The organism is Caballeronia sp. LjRoot31 (assembly GCF_964253885.1).
Taxonomy (GTDB): Bacteria; Pseudomonadota; Gammaproteobacteria; order Burkholderiales; family Burkholderiaceae; genus Caballeronia.
This window is the reverse complement of sequence record NZ_CAXURX020000001.1, coordinates 459006-478797: the sequence shown is the minus strand read 5'-3', so window position 1 is coordinate 478797 and position 19792 is coordinate 459006. Positions and strand designations below refer to the sequence as shown.

Genomic DNA, 19792 nt, shown 5'->3' with positions numbered 1-19792 from the left:
TCATTGCGTTATGTTTATCTTGCATAACGTCTGAGACGCTTACGTGGCGTGGGTTTCCGCGGGTCTCGATACCTCTTCGCCCACTGCTTCCCAAAGATTACGCATCAAAGCCTGCCGAGGATCGTCACCCTTCGACGCCATTTTGTCTCGATACAAACGAATTTCCATCGTCAGCGTGAACTGACCCGCCGGTGTTCCGCGGGTTCCCCGGTCGAGCCGGATCAGGCTGCCTTCATCGACTTCGTTGGCCACTGCGCTGTGCGGCAGGAAAGCCACGCCATGACCAGCCAGCGCCATCGCCTTGAGACCTTCAGCCATGTCGGTTTCGTAGACCTTGTCGAGATAAAGACGCGCCGGCGAAGTCGCGATGATCACCTCCGTCATGCGGCCGAGATAAGCGTTAGGCGTGTATGAGAGATACGGCACGGGGGCATCGGCGGTAGCGGGCAATGTGTAGCGCGCGCGGCCACCCTTGTTCACCGACGAAAACGGACTGATGGGTTCGGTGCCGAGCGTGAGCATGTCGTAGCGGGCCGGATCGAGCGCCACTGGATGGCTCGGATGGTGATAACCCATCACCAGATCGCAGCCGCCTTCCACCAGCGACAACACGGCGTCGTGCACGTTCAGCGCGCGCAAACGCGTGTTGATGCGCCCCAGTCGCGCTTCTATATGGTGTAGCCAGCGCGGGAAATAGGTCAGCGAGAGCGTGTGCGGAACCGCGAAGTCGATGGTCGCATTGGGCACGCCGGTTTGCCCGCGCAATAGCGTGCGCGCTTCGTGGAATTGCGAAAGCATCGCGAGCGCCTGCTCGTAGAAAACCTGACCGGCTTGCGTGAGGCGCGTCGGGTAGACCGAGCGGTCGATGAGATCCGTGCCCAGCCACGCTTCGAGCGCCTGGATCCGGCGCGAGAAAGCCGGCTGCGTAATGTGCCTCAGTTCAGCCGAGCGGCTGAAACTGCGCGTCTCCGCGAGCGAGACGAAATCTTCGAGCCATTTCAGTTCCATGCGGCTCCTTCGGCCTGATTGGGGATGCTCCCTGAACGCACCCGCATTTTACCGTTGCGTTCGCGACTGCTTCGTGTGGGCCGCTTCGAACGGCGCGAGGCGCCCGCACCATTCTCACGCGACTCGCACACGCGCGGTGCTGCGCTGCAGCGATACCAGTGCGTGCGGCATCGTGTCCAGTTGGGCTAATCGTTAGCGCTTATGGGCCTTCATCCGCTGCAAAGCCACGCCGACGTTCAGTCTGCGGCTACCCGCTTAAAGATGGATTTCGTTGGCATGATACTTGCGATTCCCGGTCGGCCGAGCGTCGGGCGCCTTTAAGAACACATCATCGATGCATTGCCAGAGCCGATCCACGCGGAGAATCCGATGAAAAACCTGCTCACCTCGTTAAAGAGCGGCAACTGGCGCTCGCTGGTTGCCTGCTTCCTGTATTTCGATACTGGTTTCACCGTCTGGGTGCTGTACGGACCGCTTGCGCCGTTCATCAGCAAGGACATCACGATGACCGCCGCACAGCAGGGCTTTCTCGTCGCGGTGCCGGTTCTCGCCGCCGCGATCCTGCGCGTGACGCTGGGCAACTTGTACCAATCCACCGATGGCCGCCGCGTGGCGTTGATGGGCGTCGTGCTTTCATCCCTTCCGACGATCGTGCTGCCGCTTTTGTCCGGCACACCGTCGTATTCGCTGCTGCTCGTGCTTGGTGTGTTCCTCGGCATGGGCGGCGCGAGCTTCGCCGTCGCGTTGCCGATGGCCGGCAGCAACTATCCGCCGAAGGTGCAGGGTCTTGTGCTCGGACTGGCCGCGGCGGGCAATATCGGCGCGGTACTCGATGGTTTCCTGTTCCCCCATCTCGCCGATGCCTTCGGCTGGAAACTCGCCACCGCCGCTGCATTGCCCTTGCTCGCGATCACGGCGAGTGCGCTGTTCGTGTGGGCATCGGATGGTGGTCAGAAGAGCGGCAGCACATCGCGCGCAATGGCGAGTTTCGCGATCACGCTTGTCGGGTTGATCGTGATGGTGCTCGCGGTGCACGGCGGCGTGTTCGGCGGCGGGCGTACAGGTGTCTTGCTGTTGCCCGTGCTCGGCGCGCTGCTCGCAATCGCCGTGCTGCCGAAACATTACCGCGCGGTGCTTGGTGAACGCGATACCTGGGTCGTCATGCTGATCTATAGCATTACGTTCGGCGGGTTTGTCGGGATGTCGTCGTATGTGACGTTACTGCTGACGAATCTCTATCAGATGCCGAAGATCGAAGCCGGTCTATTCATGGCGATGCTCGCGTTCCTCGGCGCGATCGTGCGGCCCCTCGGCGGTTATCTCGCCGATCGCGTGACCGGCGTGCGCGCGTTGCTCGTGCTGCTGGCGGTGATTGCTATCGCCGACTTTGCGTTCGCGGTGTGGATGCCGCCGGTGGCGGGTGGTATCGCGTTGCTGGTTTGTCTTTATCTGTGCTTCGGACTGGGCAATGGGTCGACGTTCCAGCTCGTGCCGCAGCGGTGGAAAGGCAAGACTGGGCTGTTGTCGGGGATTGTCGGCGCGGCGGGTGGGATCGGCGGGTTTTATCTGCCGGTAATCATGGGGATGGCTAAGGAAAGTACCGGAAGTTATCAGATGGGTTTTGCGACGTTCGGCGTGTTGGCGGTCTTTGCGTTTGGGTTCCTGCTCGCGTTGCGCACGCAGTGGCTGCGTTGGGCCGCGCCGGGAGTGGTAGCGGCCGGGCATGGCGGCGCAACGGCGATGGTTCACGCCACGGAATAAGGTCGCGCGGCTTAAAGCGTCGATGCCCGAAGGTATCGACGCTTTTTTGTTGCCTCCCGGCAGCCTGGGTAATTGCCTTTCCGGATGCCACGGCGTTTCAAGCCCGTGCCGGCTCGCCCACCTCCACCGCATCATTCGCACCCTCTTCCGGCTCCGCTGCCTTCTGCTGTTGCAGCGCCCACATCTGCGCAAACAACCCACCGGCGCGTACCAGTTCCGTATGTGTCCCGCGCTCCACAATCCGCCCGTGATCCATCACGATAATCTGCTGCGCATGAACCACCGTCGATAACCGATGCGCAATGATCAACGTCGTCCGTTCCTGCGCGATCAGGTCAAGCTCATGCTGAATGGCCCGTTCTGATTTCGAATCGAGCGCGGACGTGGCTTCATCGAAGATGAGGAGCGGCGGGTTCTTCAACAAAGTCCGCGCGATAGCCACGCGCTGCTTCTCCCCGCCCGATAACTTCAACCCGCGCTCACCCACCGGCGTCTCGTACCCCGCCGGCAAACTTTCGATGAACTCATGAATATGCGCTGCCCGCGCCGCCGCGATCACTTCATCGCGTGAAGCCGAGGGCCGGCCATACGCGATGTTGTAGTAGATCGAATCGTTGAAAAGCACCGTATCCTGCGGCACGATGCCAATGGCCGCACGCAGCGAATCCTGCGCGACATCGCGGATATCCTGGCCGTCCAGCAGAATCTGGCCGCCTTGCTCACGGTCGAGATCATAGAAACGAAACAGCAGACGGCCGAGCGTCGATTTGCCTGAACCGCTATGACCGACCACCGCCGTCGTCGTCCCCGCCGGAATCGTGAAATCGACACCATGAAGGATCGGCCGCGCGCGTTCGTACGAAAAGCTCACGTTCTCGAACCGGACCTCAGCCCCCTTCACGACCAGCGGCGGAGCATTCGGCACATCCGGCACTTCACGCCCGGCGCCGAGCAGCGTGAACATGCGGTCCATATCGGTGAGACTCTGCTTGAGCTCGCGATACACCACGCCGAGGAAATTCAGCGGGATATACAACTGCAGCATGAACGTGTTGATCAGCACGAGATCGCCGAGCGTCAGATGCCCTGCAATAACGCCTTGCGTCGCGCGCCAGAGAATGAACACGAGCCCCGTGCCAATGATGAATTGCTGCCCGAAGTTAAGCACCGACAACGACCGCTGCGAGCGAATAGCCGCCGTCCGATAGCGCCTCAGGTTTTCATCGTAACGCTGCGCTTCCCACTCTTCGTTGCCGAAATACTTCACGGTTTCGTAGTTCAACAATGAATCGATGGCACGCGAATTCGCCCTCGAATCGAGTTCGTTCATCGTGCGCCGGAAATGCGTGCGCCATTCGGTGAGCTTGATCGTGAACACGATGTACGTCACCAGCGCGATCAACGTGACGATCGCGTAATACGCTTCGTATTTCGCGACAAAAAATCCGAGCACGAGGCCAACTTCCACGAGTGTCGGCAGGATGCTGTAGAGCGAATATGAAACGAGTTGCTGAATGCCGCGCGTGCCGCGTTCAATATCCCGCGACATGCCGCCGGTCTGCCGGTCGAGATGAAACCGCAGCGACAGCGAATGCAAATGCCGGAACACCTTCAGCGCGAGTTGCCGCACGGCGCTTTCCGTGACCTTCGCGAACAGCATTTCGCGCAACTCGGTGAATAGCGACGTAGACAGTCGCACGATTGCATAAGCCACGACCAGCAGGCCCACGCCGCTCACCAGGATGATCGCGGCGGAATCCTGCGCACGCCCGAGCGCGGTCAGATGCTGGATGGAACTGAGGCTGTCGATGACCTTTTTCATCACGATCGGCACGCCCAGATTCGCGACTTTCGCGCCGATCAGGCAGGTCAGCGCAAAACCGACACGCCATTTGTACGTAGTCAGGTACGGCAGCAGCGAGAGAATGGTCTGCCAGTCGTTACGCGGGCCTTTCGCTATAGGAACCGGTTCGGAGGGAGAGTTGCGGCGCATGGATTCAAGGTCTGCAGAGGTCCGCGCCGCAGGGTCACAGGGTGCCAAACGGTGTCGGACGAGCGAGGTATCGCGGGACGGGCGCCCATCTCAAAATGCGGGCTTTCCCGTACAATTCGATGTTTCCCGGCGTCGGCAACAATCAGTCAAACCTGCGCTAAACGCCGTAAAAGCAAGCTGAAACGGGTGTGGACAACTCAGATTCAAACCAGACTCGTTCGAGCGCCAGCAACATCGTTTAATCCTGCATTGTCGCAGAAGGTGCATCGGCGCGCTGACCGCCGGCATCCCTCACTCTTTCATGGAAATCCGCTCGTGACCCAATCTTTGCAACTCCCGAACAAACCGGTCGCGCTGCGCGTGGTGCCGCAACCGTCCGATGCCAACGTCCACGGCGACGTCTTCGGCGGCTGGATCATGGCGCAGGTGGACATCGCCGGATCGATCCCGGCCAGCCGGCGCGCGAACGGGCGCGTGGCGACCATCTCGGTGAATTCGTTCGTGTTCAAGCAGCCGGTATTTGTGGGCGATCTGCTGAGCTTTTATACGGATATCGTGAAGACGGGCAATACGTCGGTGACGGTATCGGTCGAGGTCTACGCGCAGCGCATGAGCCTGGCGGAAGACGTGGTGAAGGTGACGGAGGCCACACTGACCTACGTGGCCACCGACAGCGACCGCCGTCCGCGCGCGTTGCCCGTCCTGGACTGATCGGAACCGGGGCGCGGGCTGGTCCCGCTCTTCAGCAACAGCGCGGGAATCTCGCCGGCCGGCAGCGGCGGCGAGAAGAAGAAGCCCTGCATCTCGTCGCAATCGCGAGCAACCAGGAAGTCCAGTTGCGCCGCCGTCTCCACGCCCTCCGCGATCACCTGCAACTCAAGCGAGTGAGCCAGCGCGATGATCGCTGAAGTAATCGTTTCATTGCCTCCCGATGTACCGATATCCGCAACAAACGAGCGGTCGATCTTCAACCGGTCCACCGGAAAGCGCTTCAGATAACTGAGGCTTGAATACCCGGTCCCGAAGTCGTCGATGGCAATACTGATGCCGAGCGCCGCCAGCTCCGACAACGTGGTGACGGCGTCTTCCCCGTTGTTCATGATGGCGCTCTCGGTGAGCTCGATTTCCAGGTAATGCGGCGCAAGACCCGTTTCCTCCAGCACGGACGTCACCAGTACGCGGATATCGCGCTGCTGGAATTGCCGCGCCGACAGATTCACCGACATCCGCGCCGGCGGCAACCCCTCATCCTGCCATGCCTTGTTTTGCCGGCATGCCTCGCGCAGCACCCACTCGGACAATGGCCCGATCAGCCCGCATTCTTCGGCCACCGGAATAAACGCGCCCGGCGAGACCAGCCCGAACTCCGGGTCCATCCAGCGCACGAGCGCTTCCATGCCGACAATCTCGCCCGTCGCCAGCTCAACTTGCGGCTGGTAGTGCAGCAGGAATTCGCCGTCGCGCAACGCCCGCCGCAAACGCCGCTCGACATCCATCCGCGCCCCCACGCTCGCATTCATTTCCGGCTGATAGAACTGGTACGTGTTGCGTCCCATGTCCTTCGCGCGATACATCGCGATATCGGCCTTCTTGAGCACGGTTTCGGCGTCGTCGCCATCTTGCGGAAACAGGCTCGCGCCGATGCTGCAGCCCACGTACATTTCCGTTCCATCGAGCCATACCGGGTCCGAAATGGCGGTTCGCACGCGCTCCATCCAGGCAATCAGCGCGCTTTCACCGGCCATGTCCGGGAGCACGATCACGAACTCGTCGCCGCCGTGGCGCGCGACCGTATCGCCGGCGCGGCCGCAACGCGCCAGCCGCTCGGCGACCACCGCGAGCAACCGGTCGCCTACGCTGTGGCCCAGGCTGTCGTTGACGTTCTTGAAGCCATCGAGATCGACGAAAACCACGGCCACCGTGTTGTCCTCCCGGCGTGCCCGATCAATCGCGTGTTGTAGCCGTTGACGCAGGAGATTGCGGTTGGGCAGCCGCGTAAGCGTGTCGTAGTTCGCCTGATATTCAAGCTGCTCCTGATAGCGGACGACTTCGGTGACGTCGTTGATCACGCCGACATGATGCGTCGTGCGGCCCTGCGCATCAGGCACCGGCGCGATGAACAGCTGATTCCAGAATAGTACGCCATCCTTACGATAATTACGCAACACCGCACTCGCTTCGCGGTTCGCGGCGAGACCCATACGGATTGCCTCGAGACCTTCCTGGTCTAGATCGTCGCGCTGGAGGAAACGGCAATCGCGGCCCACGATATCAGCCGGGTCGTAACCCGTAATGCGCTTGAACGCCGGATTCGCGTATTCGATCACGTTGCCGGTGGCACTCGTGCCGGTGATCAGCACGGCGTTCACGCAGGCATCCAGCGCCCGGCTTTGCAGGCGCAGCGCCAGTTCAGCGCGCTTGCGCTCGGTCGTGTCGTCGTACGAACCCAGCACGCCGATAATGCGCCCCGCCCCGTCGAGCAGCGGCATCTTGCTGGTGATCGACGCACGCACTCCGTCGTCGCGCTCAACGTCGCATTCCACGTTCATCAGCGGCTGGCCGGTCGCGAGGACCCGGCAGTCATCCTCACGAAGTTGCTCCGCCGAGCGCCACCAGGGCAGCTCTGCGTCGGTCATGCCGACCACCTGTTCCTTGCTCGCGAGACCGGCATCGCGGGCAAAGGCGGAATTGCAGCCCAGATAACGCGATTCGCGGTCCTTCCAGAAGATCCGCTGCGGAATATTGTCGATAAGCGATTCCAGCATCTGCTTCGAACGCCGCGCCTCGGTCTCGGCATTGATGCGGTCGGTGACGTCGTTGGCGAGCATGAAAATGCCGGGATGCCCCGAATAGGTCAGTGCGTGCGATGAGATATCAGCACTCACCTGCGCGCCGTCGCGGCGCTTGTGCCGCCAGACGCCCGCCGGCCGTTGCGCGCCGGTCTGGCGCGGCTGATTGCCCTTGTGGCGCGCGAGAAGTGTCGCGAACCGGTCGAAGTCGTCGTCGGCGTGCAGGTCGCGCATGCTCATCGACAGGAATTCGAGTTCGTTGTAACCGTAATGCGCAAGCGCCGCTGGATTCACCGCCACGAAGCGATACGTCGCGGCGTCGACAATCCACATGGGTACCGGATGCGCGTCGAACAAATCGCGGAAACGCTCGTTGCTGCGCTGCATTGCCCGGGCAATGCGCAACTTGTCGCGCGCCGATTTCTCGTGGCGCGCGAAGGTGTAGATCAGCGCGCCGCCGCCGGCGAGCATTGTGAGGATCAGCAAGAACACGGCGCGGCTGGACGCCAGCGCGGATTCATTGAGCGTGGCCGCGAGCGAATCGGCTTCCCTCGCACGCAGCACCGCCAGTTCGACATCAAGCGATAGCTGGTCTTCGGCGAGCCGGCGGACGGCTTGCCGGGTCCAGTCGCGGGCCGCGCCAGGCGCGTCTATGGCGGCGCGTTCGAACGCCGATTGACCGTCGCGTTTCGCGATGCGCGCACTTTCGCCGAGCAGGTAGAACGCGCCTTGCATGTCGGGTTCGTAATCGAGCTGGGCGCGCAGGCCGCTTTCCAGCGCGTTGATATGTTCTGCACGCGCCTCGCGCACGTCTGCCGCTGTAAGTACGCCGCTTGCCTCGTACCAGCTGATTTCCGGGAGGATTTCGCCAAGAGCGCTGCGATACGCGTCGAGATCGCGCATCAGGCTGAGCGAGCGGCGCGTGCGCGCGTCGGCATCGCTTTGCCGGTCGATTTGCTGGTATGCGACGAACGCGTTCGCCCCCATGGCGATCAGAACGACAGCCAGGTTCACCAGCAGACGGCGGGAAAAGAATGAGTTCATGGGTTCGATCGCCGTCCGGGAGGCGGGGCTGGGAAGACTGGGCGCGTGTCTTCGCATCGATTTCCGTGTATCGATAGTTGATTATCGGCAGGAGCGGAGGGGAATTTAGGGTGGGCGCTTAAAAGGCGCCTTTTAAAGGGTAGCCGGTGGGGGCAGCAAGCGGCCAGTGTCGGTCTGCTGCCAGCCGCGCGGATCTGGGTGGGTGCGACTGGCGTGCTGCGGTTCCCCGGCGGAGAATCTGATCTCACGCCCTAACGATTTCCACCCGGCGCGGTTTCGATCCCGCCCGGGTTGTGACACTCCTCAGACGCCCGCTAGCGCCGCTCGGCCGCCAGCAGCCCCGTCTGTGGACGCAAGTAACCACTTAATCGGCCAGGCCAAACTCTCGCATCGCCGGAACGAAGTCGTGGTTGACTTCGGCCTTGCGCGATAACTTCGCCAACGCGTAACGCTGGAACGGCGAAAGCTCCGACCATCGACCCAGGCTCGGCGAGCCGATCCCGCACAAACTGCTCTGGCGAATCACGGTTTCAGGCACGACGTCGGTGTGCGCCCAGATCGGATCGCCATCGGGTGCGAATGTTTCCGGCGTTGCGTCGGCGTGGGTTCGAAGCATCTCGGCGAGCGCCCGGTCGAAATTGGGTTCGATCGCGGCGTCTTCTTCAACAGGAAAGCGCGCGAGCAGTTCGCGGTCGCCGTGCGGCAGCCGTCTCCACTGATCGAGCGAAATGATCTGGCCGAAGCGGTCCAGGTTAAAGCGCACGACGAGCGGAATGAAGCTCAGATTCTCAGTCGACTCCAGTTCGAATCCGAACAGGCGCGGAGCGTCGTAAAGTGCCATGGCAGGTGCCTCGTTGGCGTAATGGACAAGGAAAGCGAGTGAGGCCGCGGTAGGTTATCGTAGGGCCTTGAACGGCTTGTAGTGTGTCTGCTGCCCCATAAAGGAGCAAGGGTTATGCCCGAATTTATCTCGTAAATGCTGATGGGAAGTCGCTTAGAGCGGCTAAAACGCGACATCGAAAGCAATCAGCAAGTGAGCCATGCAATGAATGACACAGACATCGACGACCAGCCTGGCTACGTACAACGGTCCGTACGGCGCCACCGGCTGGGCGAAATACGCGACGCCGCCGACGACGTCGGCCAGGAATGGCCCGTCGCGCTGGTCTACAACGGCATTTCGCACGCGGTCATGATGTGCACGCCGCGCGACCTGGAAGCGTTCGCGGTGGGCTTTTCGCTGACGGAAGGCATTGTGGAGCGTGGCAGTGACATTCACGACATCGAGGTATTTTTCCACGATACCCCCGCCAGTGACACCTTGCCCCACGCGGAAGTGCATCTGCAGGTGGTGCAGCAGGCGTTTGTCGCGCTGAAGCAGAAGCGCCGCGCGCTGGCCGGTCGCACGGGCTGCGGCGTGTGCGGGATCGAGAGTATCGACTTGCTGGATCTGCAGCCAGAGCGTGTGCCTGACACGGGTTTTTTGAACCGTCTTGCAGATGACGCCATTGCTCATGCCGCGCATGAATTGCCGGCGCATCAGCAGTTATCGAAGCTGACCGGTGGATTGCACGCCGCCGCCTGGTGCGACGAAAGCGGCGCGGTCAAATACGCGTTCGAAGACGTGGGACGCCACAACGCGCTCGATAAACTGATCGGGCATCTGGTACTTCAACGGGTGGATACCACGCAAGGTTTCGTATTCCTTTCGAGCCGGGCAAGCTATGAACTCGTGCGCAAATCGGCGCGGGTCGGTGTGCCGATGCTCGTCACTATTTCCGCGCCTACGTCGCTGGCTATTTCCATCGCGGAAAAGGCGGGGTTGCGGCTGGTGAGTTTTGCGCGGGAAAACGGGTTCGTGGAGTATGGGCACGTGGACGGCGCCACACGTTGAGCGAAGCGTTGCGCAAAGCCCTGGCGTGCTTCAGGCCGCCCCGTCCGCAACACCGGAACTTGAGCCCTCGGTTTATCCGCGAGCCCAAGCCGGTCATCAATTAAACCGGCTGAAATCCGGCTTGCGCTTCTCGAAGAACGCCGTGAACGCTTCCTTCGCCTCGGGCGCGGTCAGCATGTGGGCGAAGTGCTCCGCCTCTGCCGCCATCTGCGCGCTGACTTCTGTCGCCTGAGCGCCCTTCATCAACGCCTTGGTCGCCTTCAGCGATGCCGCCGGCAATGCCGCGAGTTTTTTCGCCTGTTTCAGTGCGAAGTCGTCCACCTCTTCCGCCGGCAAAACGCGATTCACGATGCCCATGTTCGCGGCTTCGTTCGCATCGAATGGTTCGCCCAGCAGCAGCTTCTCCGCCGCCCGCTGATAACCCGCAATGCGCGGCAACAACAAACTCGACGCCGCCTCCGGACACAACCCAAGCTGCACGAACGGCAACGCGAATTTCGCTGTAGACGCTGCGTAGACCAGGTCGCAATGCAGCAGCATCGTCGTGCCGATACCCACAGCCCCGCCCGCCACCGCCGCCACCACCGGTTTCTGCGCGGTACTGATGCGGCGCAGGAACTGGAACACGGGCGCGTCCTGCTTTGCCGGCGGCGCCTTCATGAAGTCCTCGATATCGTTGCCCGCGCTGAACGTATCGCCCACGGCGCGAATCAGCACCACACGCACGGCCGGATCGTTTTCGGCATCGAAGAAAGCGTCGGCCATGGTTTGATACATCGCGGCCGTCAGCGCGTTCTTGCGGGCCGGACGGTTGATGGTGATGCTCAGCACGCCGTCGACGTGTTCGGTGATGATGTCCATTCTCGTCTCCTGAACGAATCCTGAATGAAGAAACGGTTCGCGAACCGGATGGCGCGCGAACCGTCGTTCTACGTTTTAGCGCTACCCGCTTACATCCGTTCGATAATGCCCGCCGCGCCCATGCCCGTTCCCACGCACATGGTCACCATGCCGTACTTCAGGTTGCGCCGACGCAAGCCGTGAACCACGGTCGCGGCACGAATGGCGCCGGTCGCGCCAAGCGGATGGCCCAACGCAATCGCGCCGCCAAGCGGATTGATCTTCGACGGATCGAGTCCCAAGTCCTGAATCACAGCCAGCGATTGCGCCGCGAACGCTTCGTTCAGTTCAATCCAGTCGATATCGTCCTGAGTCAAACCCGCCGCTTTCAACGCGGCAGGAATGGCTTCCTTCGGCCCGATGCCCATGATTTCCGGCGGCACGCCGCGCACCGCGAAACTCACGAAACGCGCGAGCGGCGTCAGGTTGAATTGCTTCAGGATCTTCTCGCTGACCACGATCAACGCGCCTGCGCCGTCGGAGGTCTGCGAGCTATTGCCCGCCGTGACCGAACCCTTCGCGGCGAAGACGGGACGCAGTTTGGCGAGCCCTTCCATGGTCGTGCCCTCGCGCGGGCCTTCGTCGTTCTTGATTTCGCGTGCGTTCACGCGAATCTCGCCCGTTGCCAGATCCGGGAAACGTTCGTTCAGCGTGAACGCCGCGATTTCATCGTTGAACTCGCCGGTGCGTTGGGCTTCCAAAGCGCGCCGATGCGATTCCACCGAGAACGCGTCCTGCGCTTCGCGGCTGATCTTCCAGCGCTCGGCCACGCGTTCTGCCGTCAAGCCCATGCCGTAAGCAATGCCGATGTTCTCGTCACGATCGAAGATATGCGGCGACAACGACGGCTTGTTGCCCATCATGGGCACCATGCTCATCGATTCACATCCGCCCGCAATCATCACGTCCGATTCACCGACGCGAATCCGGTCGGCGGCCATCGCCAACGCGGTCACGCCCGAGGCGCAAAAGCGGTTCACGGTCACGCCGCCCACGGTGTTCGGCAAGCCGGCCAGCAACGCGCCAATACGCGCCACGTTCAGCCCTTGCTCGCCTTCGGGAATTGCGCAACCGATGATCGCGTCTTCGATCAGCTTCGTATCCAGCCCCGGCACTTGCGCCACGGCTGAACGAATCGCGTGGACCAGCAGCTCGTCGGGCCGCGTGTTCTTGAAGATGCCACGCGGCGCCTTGCCGATAGGCGTCCGGCTCGCGGCGACAATATATGCGTCCTGCACTTGTTTGCTCATTTGCAGCTCCTTTGTTGACCAGAGTTGGCGTGTCGGCTGGAGTTAGCGCTTCAGCGCCTACTCCAGCCCCATAGCGCTTACTCTGGTCCCATGCATTGCGGTCGGCTGGAGTTGGCGCTTTAGCGCCTTACTCCGGTCAACGCAAATGTTAAGTTGCCCGCGTTAATTACGAACCGGCTTGCCGGTTTGCAACATGCCCATGATCCGTTCCTGCGTCTTTGCAGTGCCGAGCAGGTCGACAAACGCGCGACGTTCGAGCGCCAACAGCCATTCCTCATCGACGAGACTGCCTGCTTCCACATCGCCGCCGCACACCGCTTCCGCGATACGGCTCGCAATCAGGAAATCGTGATCGCTGATGAAACGGCCATCGCGCATATTCACGAGCGACGCCTTGATGGTCGAGATCGCCGAGCGCCCTGCTACGGGGATTTGCGTGGCACGCAACGGCGCGCGATAACCTGCGGCGGAGAGAGCCCGCGCTTCCTTCTTCGCGATATCGAGCAATTCGTGGACGTTGAAAACGATCGTGTCGGACGGTTTGAGATACCCCATCGCGCGTGCTTCCAGAGCCGATGCTGAGACCTTCGCCATCGCGGCGTTTTCGAACGACTTCTGCAAGAACTTCAAAAGATCGCTAGTGGCATTCACAGCGCCGGCTGCGCTCGCTGCGCGCAACGCCGCTTCCTTCAAGCCGCCGCCCGCCGGCACGAGACCCACACCCACTTCCACCAACCCCATATAGCTTTCGATGTGCGCCACGCGCTTGGCTGAATGCAGCGCGAGTTCGCAACCGCCGCCGAGCGCGATACCCGACACAGCGGCAACCACCGGCACGCTCGCGTACTTCACGCGCAACATGCCTTGCTGGAAGTTCTTCACGAACGGTTCGATCCCCTTCGCGCCGCCCATCATGAACGCGGGCATGGCTTCTTCGAGATTCGCGCCAGCCGAGAATGCGCCGCCCGGATTGCCGAGCTTCAATGCAGACGTTTGCCAGATCACGACGCCCTTGTAATCGGCTTCGGCGAGTTCGATCGCTTTCGTCAAACCTTCGATCACCGACGGTCCAATCGTGTTCATCTTGCTTTTGAACGACACGATCACGACATCGTCTTCGCCTGCGCGGTCATCGACCCAAGCGCGCACGGCATCGGTTTCGAACAGCGTCTTGCCGTAGGTTTTCGGATCGATACCCGCTTCACCGATCAGCGGTGCGCGGAACACCTGCTTGTTATAAACATCAAGCGTAGAACGCGGAATGAATGTAGAAGCCGTAGCCGACCACGATCCTTCAGCCGTATGCACGCCGCCCTTCTCGGCCACCGGACCGTCGAACACCCACGAAGGCAACGACGCTTTCGACAACGCCTTGCCTGCATCGATATCTTCCTGCACCCACTTCGCCACTTGCGTCCAGCCAGCCGCTTGCCAGCTTTCGAACGGACCTTCGTTCCAGCCGAAACCCCAGCGGATAGCGAGATCGATATCGCGGGCATTGTCTGCAACAGATTCCAGATGCACACCGATGTAATGGAACACATCGCGGAAAATGGACCACAGGAACTGAGCTTGCGGGTTTTCAGACTCACGCAAAAGCTTCAAGCGTTCCGCCGGCGGACGCTTCAAGATACGGCCGACGAGTTCATCCGCCTTGCCGCCGCCATCGACGTACGTTCCCGTCTTCGGGTCCAGCACCTTGATTACTTTGCCTTCCTTCTTGTAGAAACCAGCGCCCGACTTTTGCCCCAACGCGCCGTTCTTCACCAAACCGGCGAGCACGGCCGGCGTTTCATACAACGCGAGGAACGGATCGTCAGGCAGGTTGTCCTGCATCGTCTTGATGACGTGCGCCATGGTGTCGAGACCGACCACATCCGCAGTACGGAACGTCGCGGATTTCGCGCGGCCGAGACGTGCACCGGTCAGGTCATCGACTTCATCGAAACGCAGTCCGAACTTCTCTGCTTCCGCGATCACCGCGAGAATCGAAAACACGCCCACGCGATTCGCGATGAAATTCGGCGTGTCCTTCGCCCGCACGACGCCCTTGCCCACCACGCTGGTCAGGAACGTCTCGAGTTGGTCGAGGATCTGCGGTTGCGTGGTATCGGTCGGGATCAGTTCGACCAGGTGCATGTAGCGCGGCGGATTGAAAAAATGCACGCCGCAGAAACGCGCTTTCAACTCGTCCGAAAAACCCTTCGACAACTCCGTGATCGACAGCCCTGACGTATTCGTCGCGAAAATCGCCTTTTCACCGATATACGGCGACACCTTCTTGTATAGGTCGTGCTTCCAGTCCATACGCTCGGCGATGGCTTCGATCACGAGATCGCACTCTTTCAGCTTCTCGATGTCATCGTCGTAATTCGCGGGCTGGATGTATTGCGCGTCGTCCTTCACGCCAAATGGCGCGGGCGACAGTTTCTTCAGATTCTCGATCGCTTTCAACGCGATGCCGTTCTTCGGACCTTCTTTAGCCGGCAGGTCGAACAGCAGGACTGGCACCTGGGCGTTGATCAGGTGCGCAGCGATCTGCGCGCCCATCACGCCGGCGCCGAGCACGGCCACCTTGCGTATGTTCAGATTGCTCACGTTGTGTCTCCGGGAGAGGTATTCGAAAAGACGATGCGCTACGCCATTCAAAACGTGGATGACGTAGCGCAGTGCAAAAGAGGCCTAGAACAAGGCTTCGTCGTAGTCCATCAACGTCTTCGATCCGGCGCGCGCGGCGCGAATCGTCGATGCCGTTTCAGGCAGCAGCTTGGCGAAGTAGAACCGCGCGGTGGCGAGCTTCGCTTTGTAGAACGGATCGCCTTCGGCTTCCTTATCCAGCGCGATACGTGCCATGCGCGCCCAGAAATACGAGAACACCAAGTGCCCGACAGTACGCAAATACGGCACGGAAGCGGCGCCGACTTCGTCCGGATTCTGCATCGCCTTCATGCCGATTTCCATGGTCAGCTTCTGCACCTTGTCGCCAATGTCCGCGAGTGGGTTGATGAACTCCTGCATCTCCGGCTTCACGCCTTCTTCTTCCACGAAGTCGGTGACGAGCTTGCCGAACTTCTTCAGCTTCGCGCCCATGTCGCCGAGAATCTTGCGGCCGAGCAGGTCCAGAGCCTGAATGGAATTCGTGCCTTCGTAGATCATGTTGATGCGGGCATCGCGCACGTATTGCTCCATGCCCCACTCGGAGATAAAGCCATGGCCGCCATAGATCTGCATGCCCATGTTCGTGCCTTCGAACGCGTTGTCCGTCAGGAACGCCTTGATGACCGGCGTGAGCAGCGCGACGAGATCGGCGGCGTCTTTACGCGCGGATTCATTGGCGTGGGACAGTTCTTTATCGATGTTCAGCGCAGCCCAGTACGTGAACGCGCGGCCCGCTTCGGCGTAGGCTTTTTGCGTGAGCAACATGCGGCGAACATCCGGATGCACGATGATCGGATCGGCGGCCTTCTCCGGCGCTTTCGGACCCGTCAGCGAACGCATTTGCAGGCGTTCCTTCGCGTACACGAGCGAGTTCTGATACGCGATTTCCGTCAGGCCCAGCCCTTGCATGCCGACGCCCAGACGCGCGGCGTTCATCATCACGAACATGGCGTTCAAGCCCTTGTTCGGTTCACCGACAAGCCAGCCCTTCGCATTATCCAGATTGATCACGCACGTTGAATTGCCGTGAATGCCCATCTTGTGTTCGATGGAACCGCACTTCACGCCGTTGCGTTCACCAGGAGCGCCCGCGTCAGTCGGAATGAACTTCGGCACGATGAAAAGCGAGATGCCCTTGGTCCCGATCGGTGCGCCCGGCAAACGAGCCAGCACCAGATGCACGATGTTCTCGGCCAGATCATGTTCACCGCTGGAGATGAAAATCTTCGTGCCGATGATGGCGTAGGAGCCGTCACTGTTCGGTTCGGCCTTCGTGCGCAGCATTCCCAGATCCGTGCCGCAATGCGGTTCGGTCAGGCACATGGTGCCGGTCCAGGTACCGTCCACAAGTTTCGGCAAGTACGTTTTCTGCAACTCAGGCGCGCCGTGCGCGTGAACGCATTCATACGCACCATGCGACAAGCCGGGGTACATCGTCCAGGCCTGGTTCGCCGAATTCAGCATTTCGAACAGCGCGTTGTTCACGAACGCGGGCAAGCCCTGGCCGCCATATTCCGGATCGCAACCCAGCGCCGGCCAGCCCGCTTCCACGTATTGCTTGTAGGCTTCCTTGAAGCCCGCCGGCGTGCGCACGACGCCATCGCCTTCGTACGTGCAACCTTCGCGGTCGCCAATCTGGTTCAGCGGAAAAAGCACCTCGGCGCAAAATTTGCCGGCCTCTTCGAGAACCTGATTGATGGTATCCGCGTCGAGGTCGGCATGCTTCGGCATGTTCTTGACCTCGGCTTCCACGTTGAGCAATTCATGCAAGACAAATTGCATGTCACGCAGCGGCGCTGTGTACTGTCCCATTTTTCTTCTCCAAGTGTCCAGGAAGCTTGAGCCTTGGTCGCCGCCGAATCTGCTTTACAGCATGCCCTCTGCCGATTCGCCCGACGCCTAACGGCCGTTGCTTTGATACGAAATAATCGTTTTTTCCAGCGCGTCCCGCGTCAGTTGCACTGCTTCCGGCAAGTGCAGGAAACGCGCATCATGATGCAGGCCAAGCGTGAAGCTATAGAGTTCAAACAGCATCAGCGCAGGATCTATTTCCGGGCGCAAATGCCCTTCATCTTTCGCCTGGTTGATCGCACGCGTCAGCGCCGCTCGCCAGGTGGTCACGCTGTGCACGAGTTGCTCGCGGACAGCGCTGTCGGCACGATCGTCGTACTCCACCGCGCCGCTGATGTAGATACAGCCCGTTGTCACTTCCTCGATGCGCTTTTCCATCCAGCGCGCCAGCATTGAACGCAAACGCGGCAAACCGCGTGCTTCGCGCAGGCTCGGGTAGAACACTTCGTCTTCAAAGCGACGGTGGTATTCCTTCACCACCTCCACCTGAAGATCCTCGCGCGAGCCGAAATGCGCGAACACGCCGCTCTTGCTCATTTGCATCCGTTCGGCCAGCAAGCCGATCGTCAAACCCTCAAGCCCGTCCCTGCTTGCCAGGTCCAGCGCAGCATCGAGGATCGCGACTCGTGTCTGTTCGCCTTTTCGCATGATCTTTACCGTTTTCGTTGAATCGAAATAAAATCGAACGGCCGTACTATTGTTATAGCTAGCCGTTCATGAAACAAGCTTTTTATTAGAAACCGGGGTCTAACTTGTGACTATATCTATCGGTTGAGTCTTAGTTTGTCCCGGTTTATAGGCGGACGGCCAGTCGGGGCGGCCCGGGTTTGACCGCACGGCGTTTTTTACGCCTCAATCGTAACGGCCGATGGTGAGCATTTTCATCATCGTGCGATACGTGTTGTAGGCCAGCCAGTTAAGCAGACGCTCACCAACGGAGCGCGCCGCGTATTGCTCGACGGTAATCGGGCGGCCGTCGTGGAAGGCGGCCAGGATAGCGTCGCGCAGCTTCACGATCTCGTTCTCGTGATTCACCAGCACCATGTTCGCCTCATTGTTCAGCACGAGGCTCAATGCGTCCAGATTCGATGATCCAACCGTAGCCCAGTTCGAGTCCACCACGGCCACTTTGCCATGCAGGATGGTTTTCTCGTATTCCGCGATCCGCACGCCGTACTTCAGGAGATTGCGGTACAGGAACGGCGTGGCGTAATCGAGCGCGACAAACTCCTTTCGCCCGATGACCAATGTGACGCGTACGCCACGCTGCGCTGCGCGCGCCAGCGCGCGGCGCAGCTTACGCCCCGGCATGAAATACGGATTCGCCAGCATCACTTCTTTTTCCGCGTGCGAAATCGCGGCGAGATACGCCTTTTCGATTGCGCGCCGGTTGAGCAGATTGTCGCGGGCGACGAACGCCACGCACGGTTGATCGACCGCGTGGATCAGGCCCCGTCGCGCTCGCAGGCGTGCTCGCAATGCGCGCCGGTTCGTCCTCGACGATGCCCCCGGCGTACCTTGCTGATCCTGCGGCCGCGGCGCCAGCGGCTTCACGCCGAGGCGAATCCGTTGCCATTGGAGATCGAAGGCTTCCCGCACGTCCTTGACCACCGGGCCTTGCGCCTCCAGCGCAAAATCCCAGCGCGCGTGGTCGAGATGGACGCCGTTCTGCTCGAAGTCATCGACAATATTGATGCCGCCGCAAAACGCAATGTGATGGTCGATGACCGCCAGCTTACGGTGCGTCCGCGAAAAACCGAGCTGCCCGAACAGATGCGGGTTGTACACGCGATGCTCGACGTTCGCCTGCGCCCATTCGTCGAAGAGCGGAAGTTTCGCCGTGCCGATACCGTCCGTGATCACGCGCACGTGCACGCCGCGCCGGGCCGCGTTCATCAGCGCGGTGGAAATGGCATGGCCGGCTGCATCGTCGCTGAAAATGTAGGTCTCAAGCGAGACGTCGTGCTGCGCGGCATCGATGCGTTCAATCAGCGCCGGGAAAAATTCCACGCCGGATTTGAACAACCGCACCGTGTTGTTGATGGTGAAGCACAGCCGTACTGGGCGGCGTCCGCCAAACAGGGCTAGTTTGAGTCGGGCAAACCGCCGTTTGGGCGTGCCGAAACCGATCACCGGTTGTGCTCCGCGAGACGCTCGGGCAATTGCAGGATCGCCTCACGATTCGACGATGAAAAACACTTCGCCGCCGCCTCACGAAGCGGCAGCCAGAGAAAGGCGGTGTGCTCGCGCGGCGCGAGCGTCACTTCCACGCAATGCGGGACCAGCAGGCTGAACTGGTGCTCGACGTTACGCACGACGCCTTCAGCATAGCGATGCCGCCATTCAGGATAGATGTCGTATTCAATCTGGTGATGCCAGTCGAGCAGTGAGCGCTCCGGCACGCCCGGGCTGCCGACCACCATCCCCGTTTCCTCGGCAACCTCGCGCGCTGCGGTCAGTACCAGCGGTTCGTCGATGTGATCTTTCGAACCCGTCACGGACTGCCAGAAACCCGGCCGGTCGAAGCGCTCGATAACGAGCACGTCCAGTTCGGGCGTATGGATGACAACGAGGACAGACTCGGGAATTTTCGGCGGCTTGGACATGGTGGGAACGTTGCGGCCTTTATAAGAGGCTGGCCGAA

Annotated in this window: 14 protein-coding genes; 3 read left to right on the top strand and 11 right to left on the bottom strand. The window is 60.8% G+C overall.

Annotated features, from left to right (window positions below; all coding sequences use genetic code 11):
* Window positions 1-39 precede the first annotated feature (39 nt).
* The gene (locus tag ACSQ8V_RS02045) at window positions 40-1008 is read right to left on the bottom strand and encodes a LysR family transcriptional regulator (RefSeq protein WP_436204751.1); all 969 of its coding nucleotides are present in this window, start codon (window positions 1006-1008) and stop codon (window positions 40-42) included.
* Between the two features lie 369 nt (window positions 1009-1377).
* Between ACSQ8V_RS02045 and ACSQ8V_RS02040 the strand changes: the two genes are divergently transcribed.
* Window positions 1378-2769: an MFS transporter gene (locus tag ACSQ8V_RS02040; protein ID WP_436204750.1), complete on the top strand. Its 1392-nt coding sequence runs from the start codon at window positions 1378-1380 to the stop codon at window positions 2767-2769.
* Between the two features lie 97 nt (window positions 2770-2866).
* Here the strand turns inward: ACSQ8V_RS02040 and ACSQ8V_RS02035 are convergent, their stop codons facing one another.
* On the bottom strand, window positions 2867-4762 hold the full coding sequence (locus ACSQ8V_RS02035) for an ABCB family ABC transporter ATP-binding protein/permease (protein ID WP_213765819.1): 1896 nt from the start codon (window positions 4760-4762) through the stop codon (window positions 2867-2869).
* A gap of 315 nt (window positions 4763-5077) precedes the next feature.
* Between ACSQ8V_RS02035 and ACSQ8V_RS02030 the strand changes: the two genes are divergently transcribed.
* Window positions 5078-5473: an acyl-CoA thioesterase gene (locus ACSQ8V_RS02030; protein ID WP_213765818.1), complete on the top strand. Its 396-nt coding sequence runs from the start codon at window positions 5078-5080 to the stop codon at window positions 5471-5473.
* On the opposite strand, the gene ACSQ8V_RS02025 is transcribed toward ACSQ8V_RS02030, so the two are convergent.
* Together ACSQ8V_RS02025 and ACSQ8V_RS02020 are read right to left on the bottom strand one after the other, a co-directional pair.
* The gene (locus ACSQ8V_RS02025) at window positions 5419-8595 is read right to left on the bottom strand and encodes a sensor domain-containing protein (RefSeq protein WP_436204749.1); all 3177 of its coding nucleotides are present in this window, start codon (window positions 8593-8595) and stop codon (window positions 5419-5421) included. The genes ACSQ8V_RS02030 and ACSQ8V_RS02025 overlap by 55 nt on opposite strands.
* 364 nt (window positions 8596-8959) lie before the next feature.
* A complete protein-coding gene (locus ACSQ8V_RS02020) occupies window positions 8960-9436 on the bottom strand; it encodes a nitrate reductase associated protein (protein WP_436204748.1) in 477 nt (158 codons plus the stop codon).
* A 204-nt stretch (window positions 9437-9640) separates the two neighbouring features.
* Between ACSQ8V_RS02020 and fdhD the strand changes: the two genes are divergently transcribed.
* Window positions 9641-10489 carry a formate dehydrogenase accessory sulfurtransferase FdhD gene (gene fdhD, locus ACSQ8V_RS02015; protein ID WP_436204747.1) on the top strand — a complete coding sequence of 283 codons (849 nt, stop codon included), beginning with the start codon at window positions 9641-9643 and terminating at the stop codon, window positions 10487-10489.
* Window positions 10490-10585: 96 nt separating this feature from the next.
* On the opposite strand, the gene ACSQ8V_RS02010 is transcribed toward fdhD, so the two are convergent.
* From ACSQ8V_RS02010 to nudB, 7 genes are all read right to left on the bottom strand, one after another.
* Window positions 10586-11350, bottom strand: coding sequence for an enoyl-CoA hydratase (locus ACSQ8V_RS02010; RefSeq protein WP_213765814.1), 765 nt, complete (start codon window positions 11348-11350; stop codon window positions 10586-10588).
* 89 nt (window positions 11351-11439) lie between these two features.
* Complete coding sequence (locus ACSQ8V_RS02005) at window positions 11440-12639, bottom strand: acetyl-CoA C-acyltransferase (RefSeq protein WP_436204746.1); 1200 nt, start codon at window positions 12637-12639, stop codon at window positions 11440-11442.
* Between the two features lie 162 nt (window positions 12640-12801).
* Window positions 12802-15237, bottom strand: a complete 2436-nt coding sequence (locus tag ACSQ8V_RS02000) for a 3-hydroxyacyl-CoA dehydrogenase/enoyl-CoA hydratase family protein (RefSeq protein ID WP_436204745.1) — start codon at window positions 15235-15237, stop codon at window positions 12802-12804.
* Window positions 15238-15321: 84 nt separating this feature from the next.
* A complete protein-coding gene (locus ACSQ8V_RS01995; protein WP_436204744.1) occupies window positions 15322-17109 on the bottom strand; it encodes an acyl-CoA dehydrogenase C-terminal domain-containing protein in 1788 nt (595 codons plus the stop codon).
* Between the two features lie 87 nt (window positions 17110-17196).
* Window positions 17197-17796, bottom strand: coding sequence for a TetR/AcrR family transcriptional regulator (locus ACSQ8V_RS01990; protein WP_436204743.1), 600 nt, complete (start codon window positions 17794-17796; stop codon window positions 17197-17199).
* 204 nt (window positions 17797-18000) lie between these two features.
* Window positions 18001-19281 carry a phospholipase D-like domain-containing protein gene (locus ACSQ8V_RS01985; protein WP_436204742.1) on the bottom strand — a complete coding sequence of 427 codons (1281 nt, stop codon included), beginning with the start codon at window positions 19279-19281 and terminating at the stop codon, window positions 18001-18003.
* Window positions 19278-19754, bottom strand: coding sequence for a dihydroneopterin triphosphate diphosphatase (nudB, locus tag ACSQ8V_RS01980; RefSeq protein ID WP_436204741.1), 477 nt, complete (start codon window positions 19752-19754; stop codon window positions 19278-19280). Before nudB ends, ACSQ8V_RS01985 begins: the two co-directional genes overlap by 4 nt.
* Between the last annotated feature and the right edge of the window lie 38 nt (window positions 19755-19792).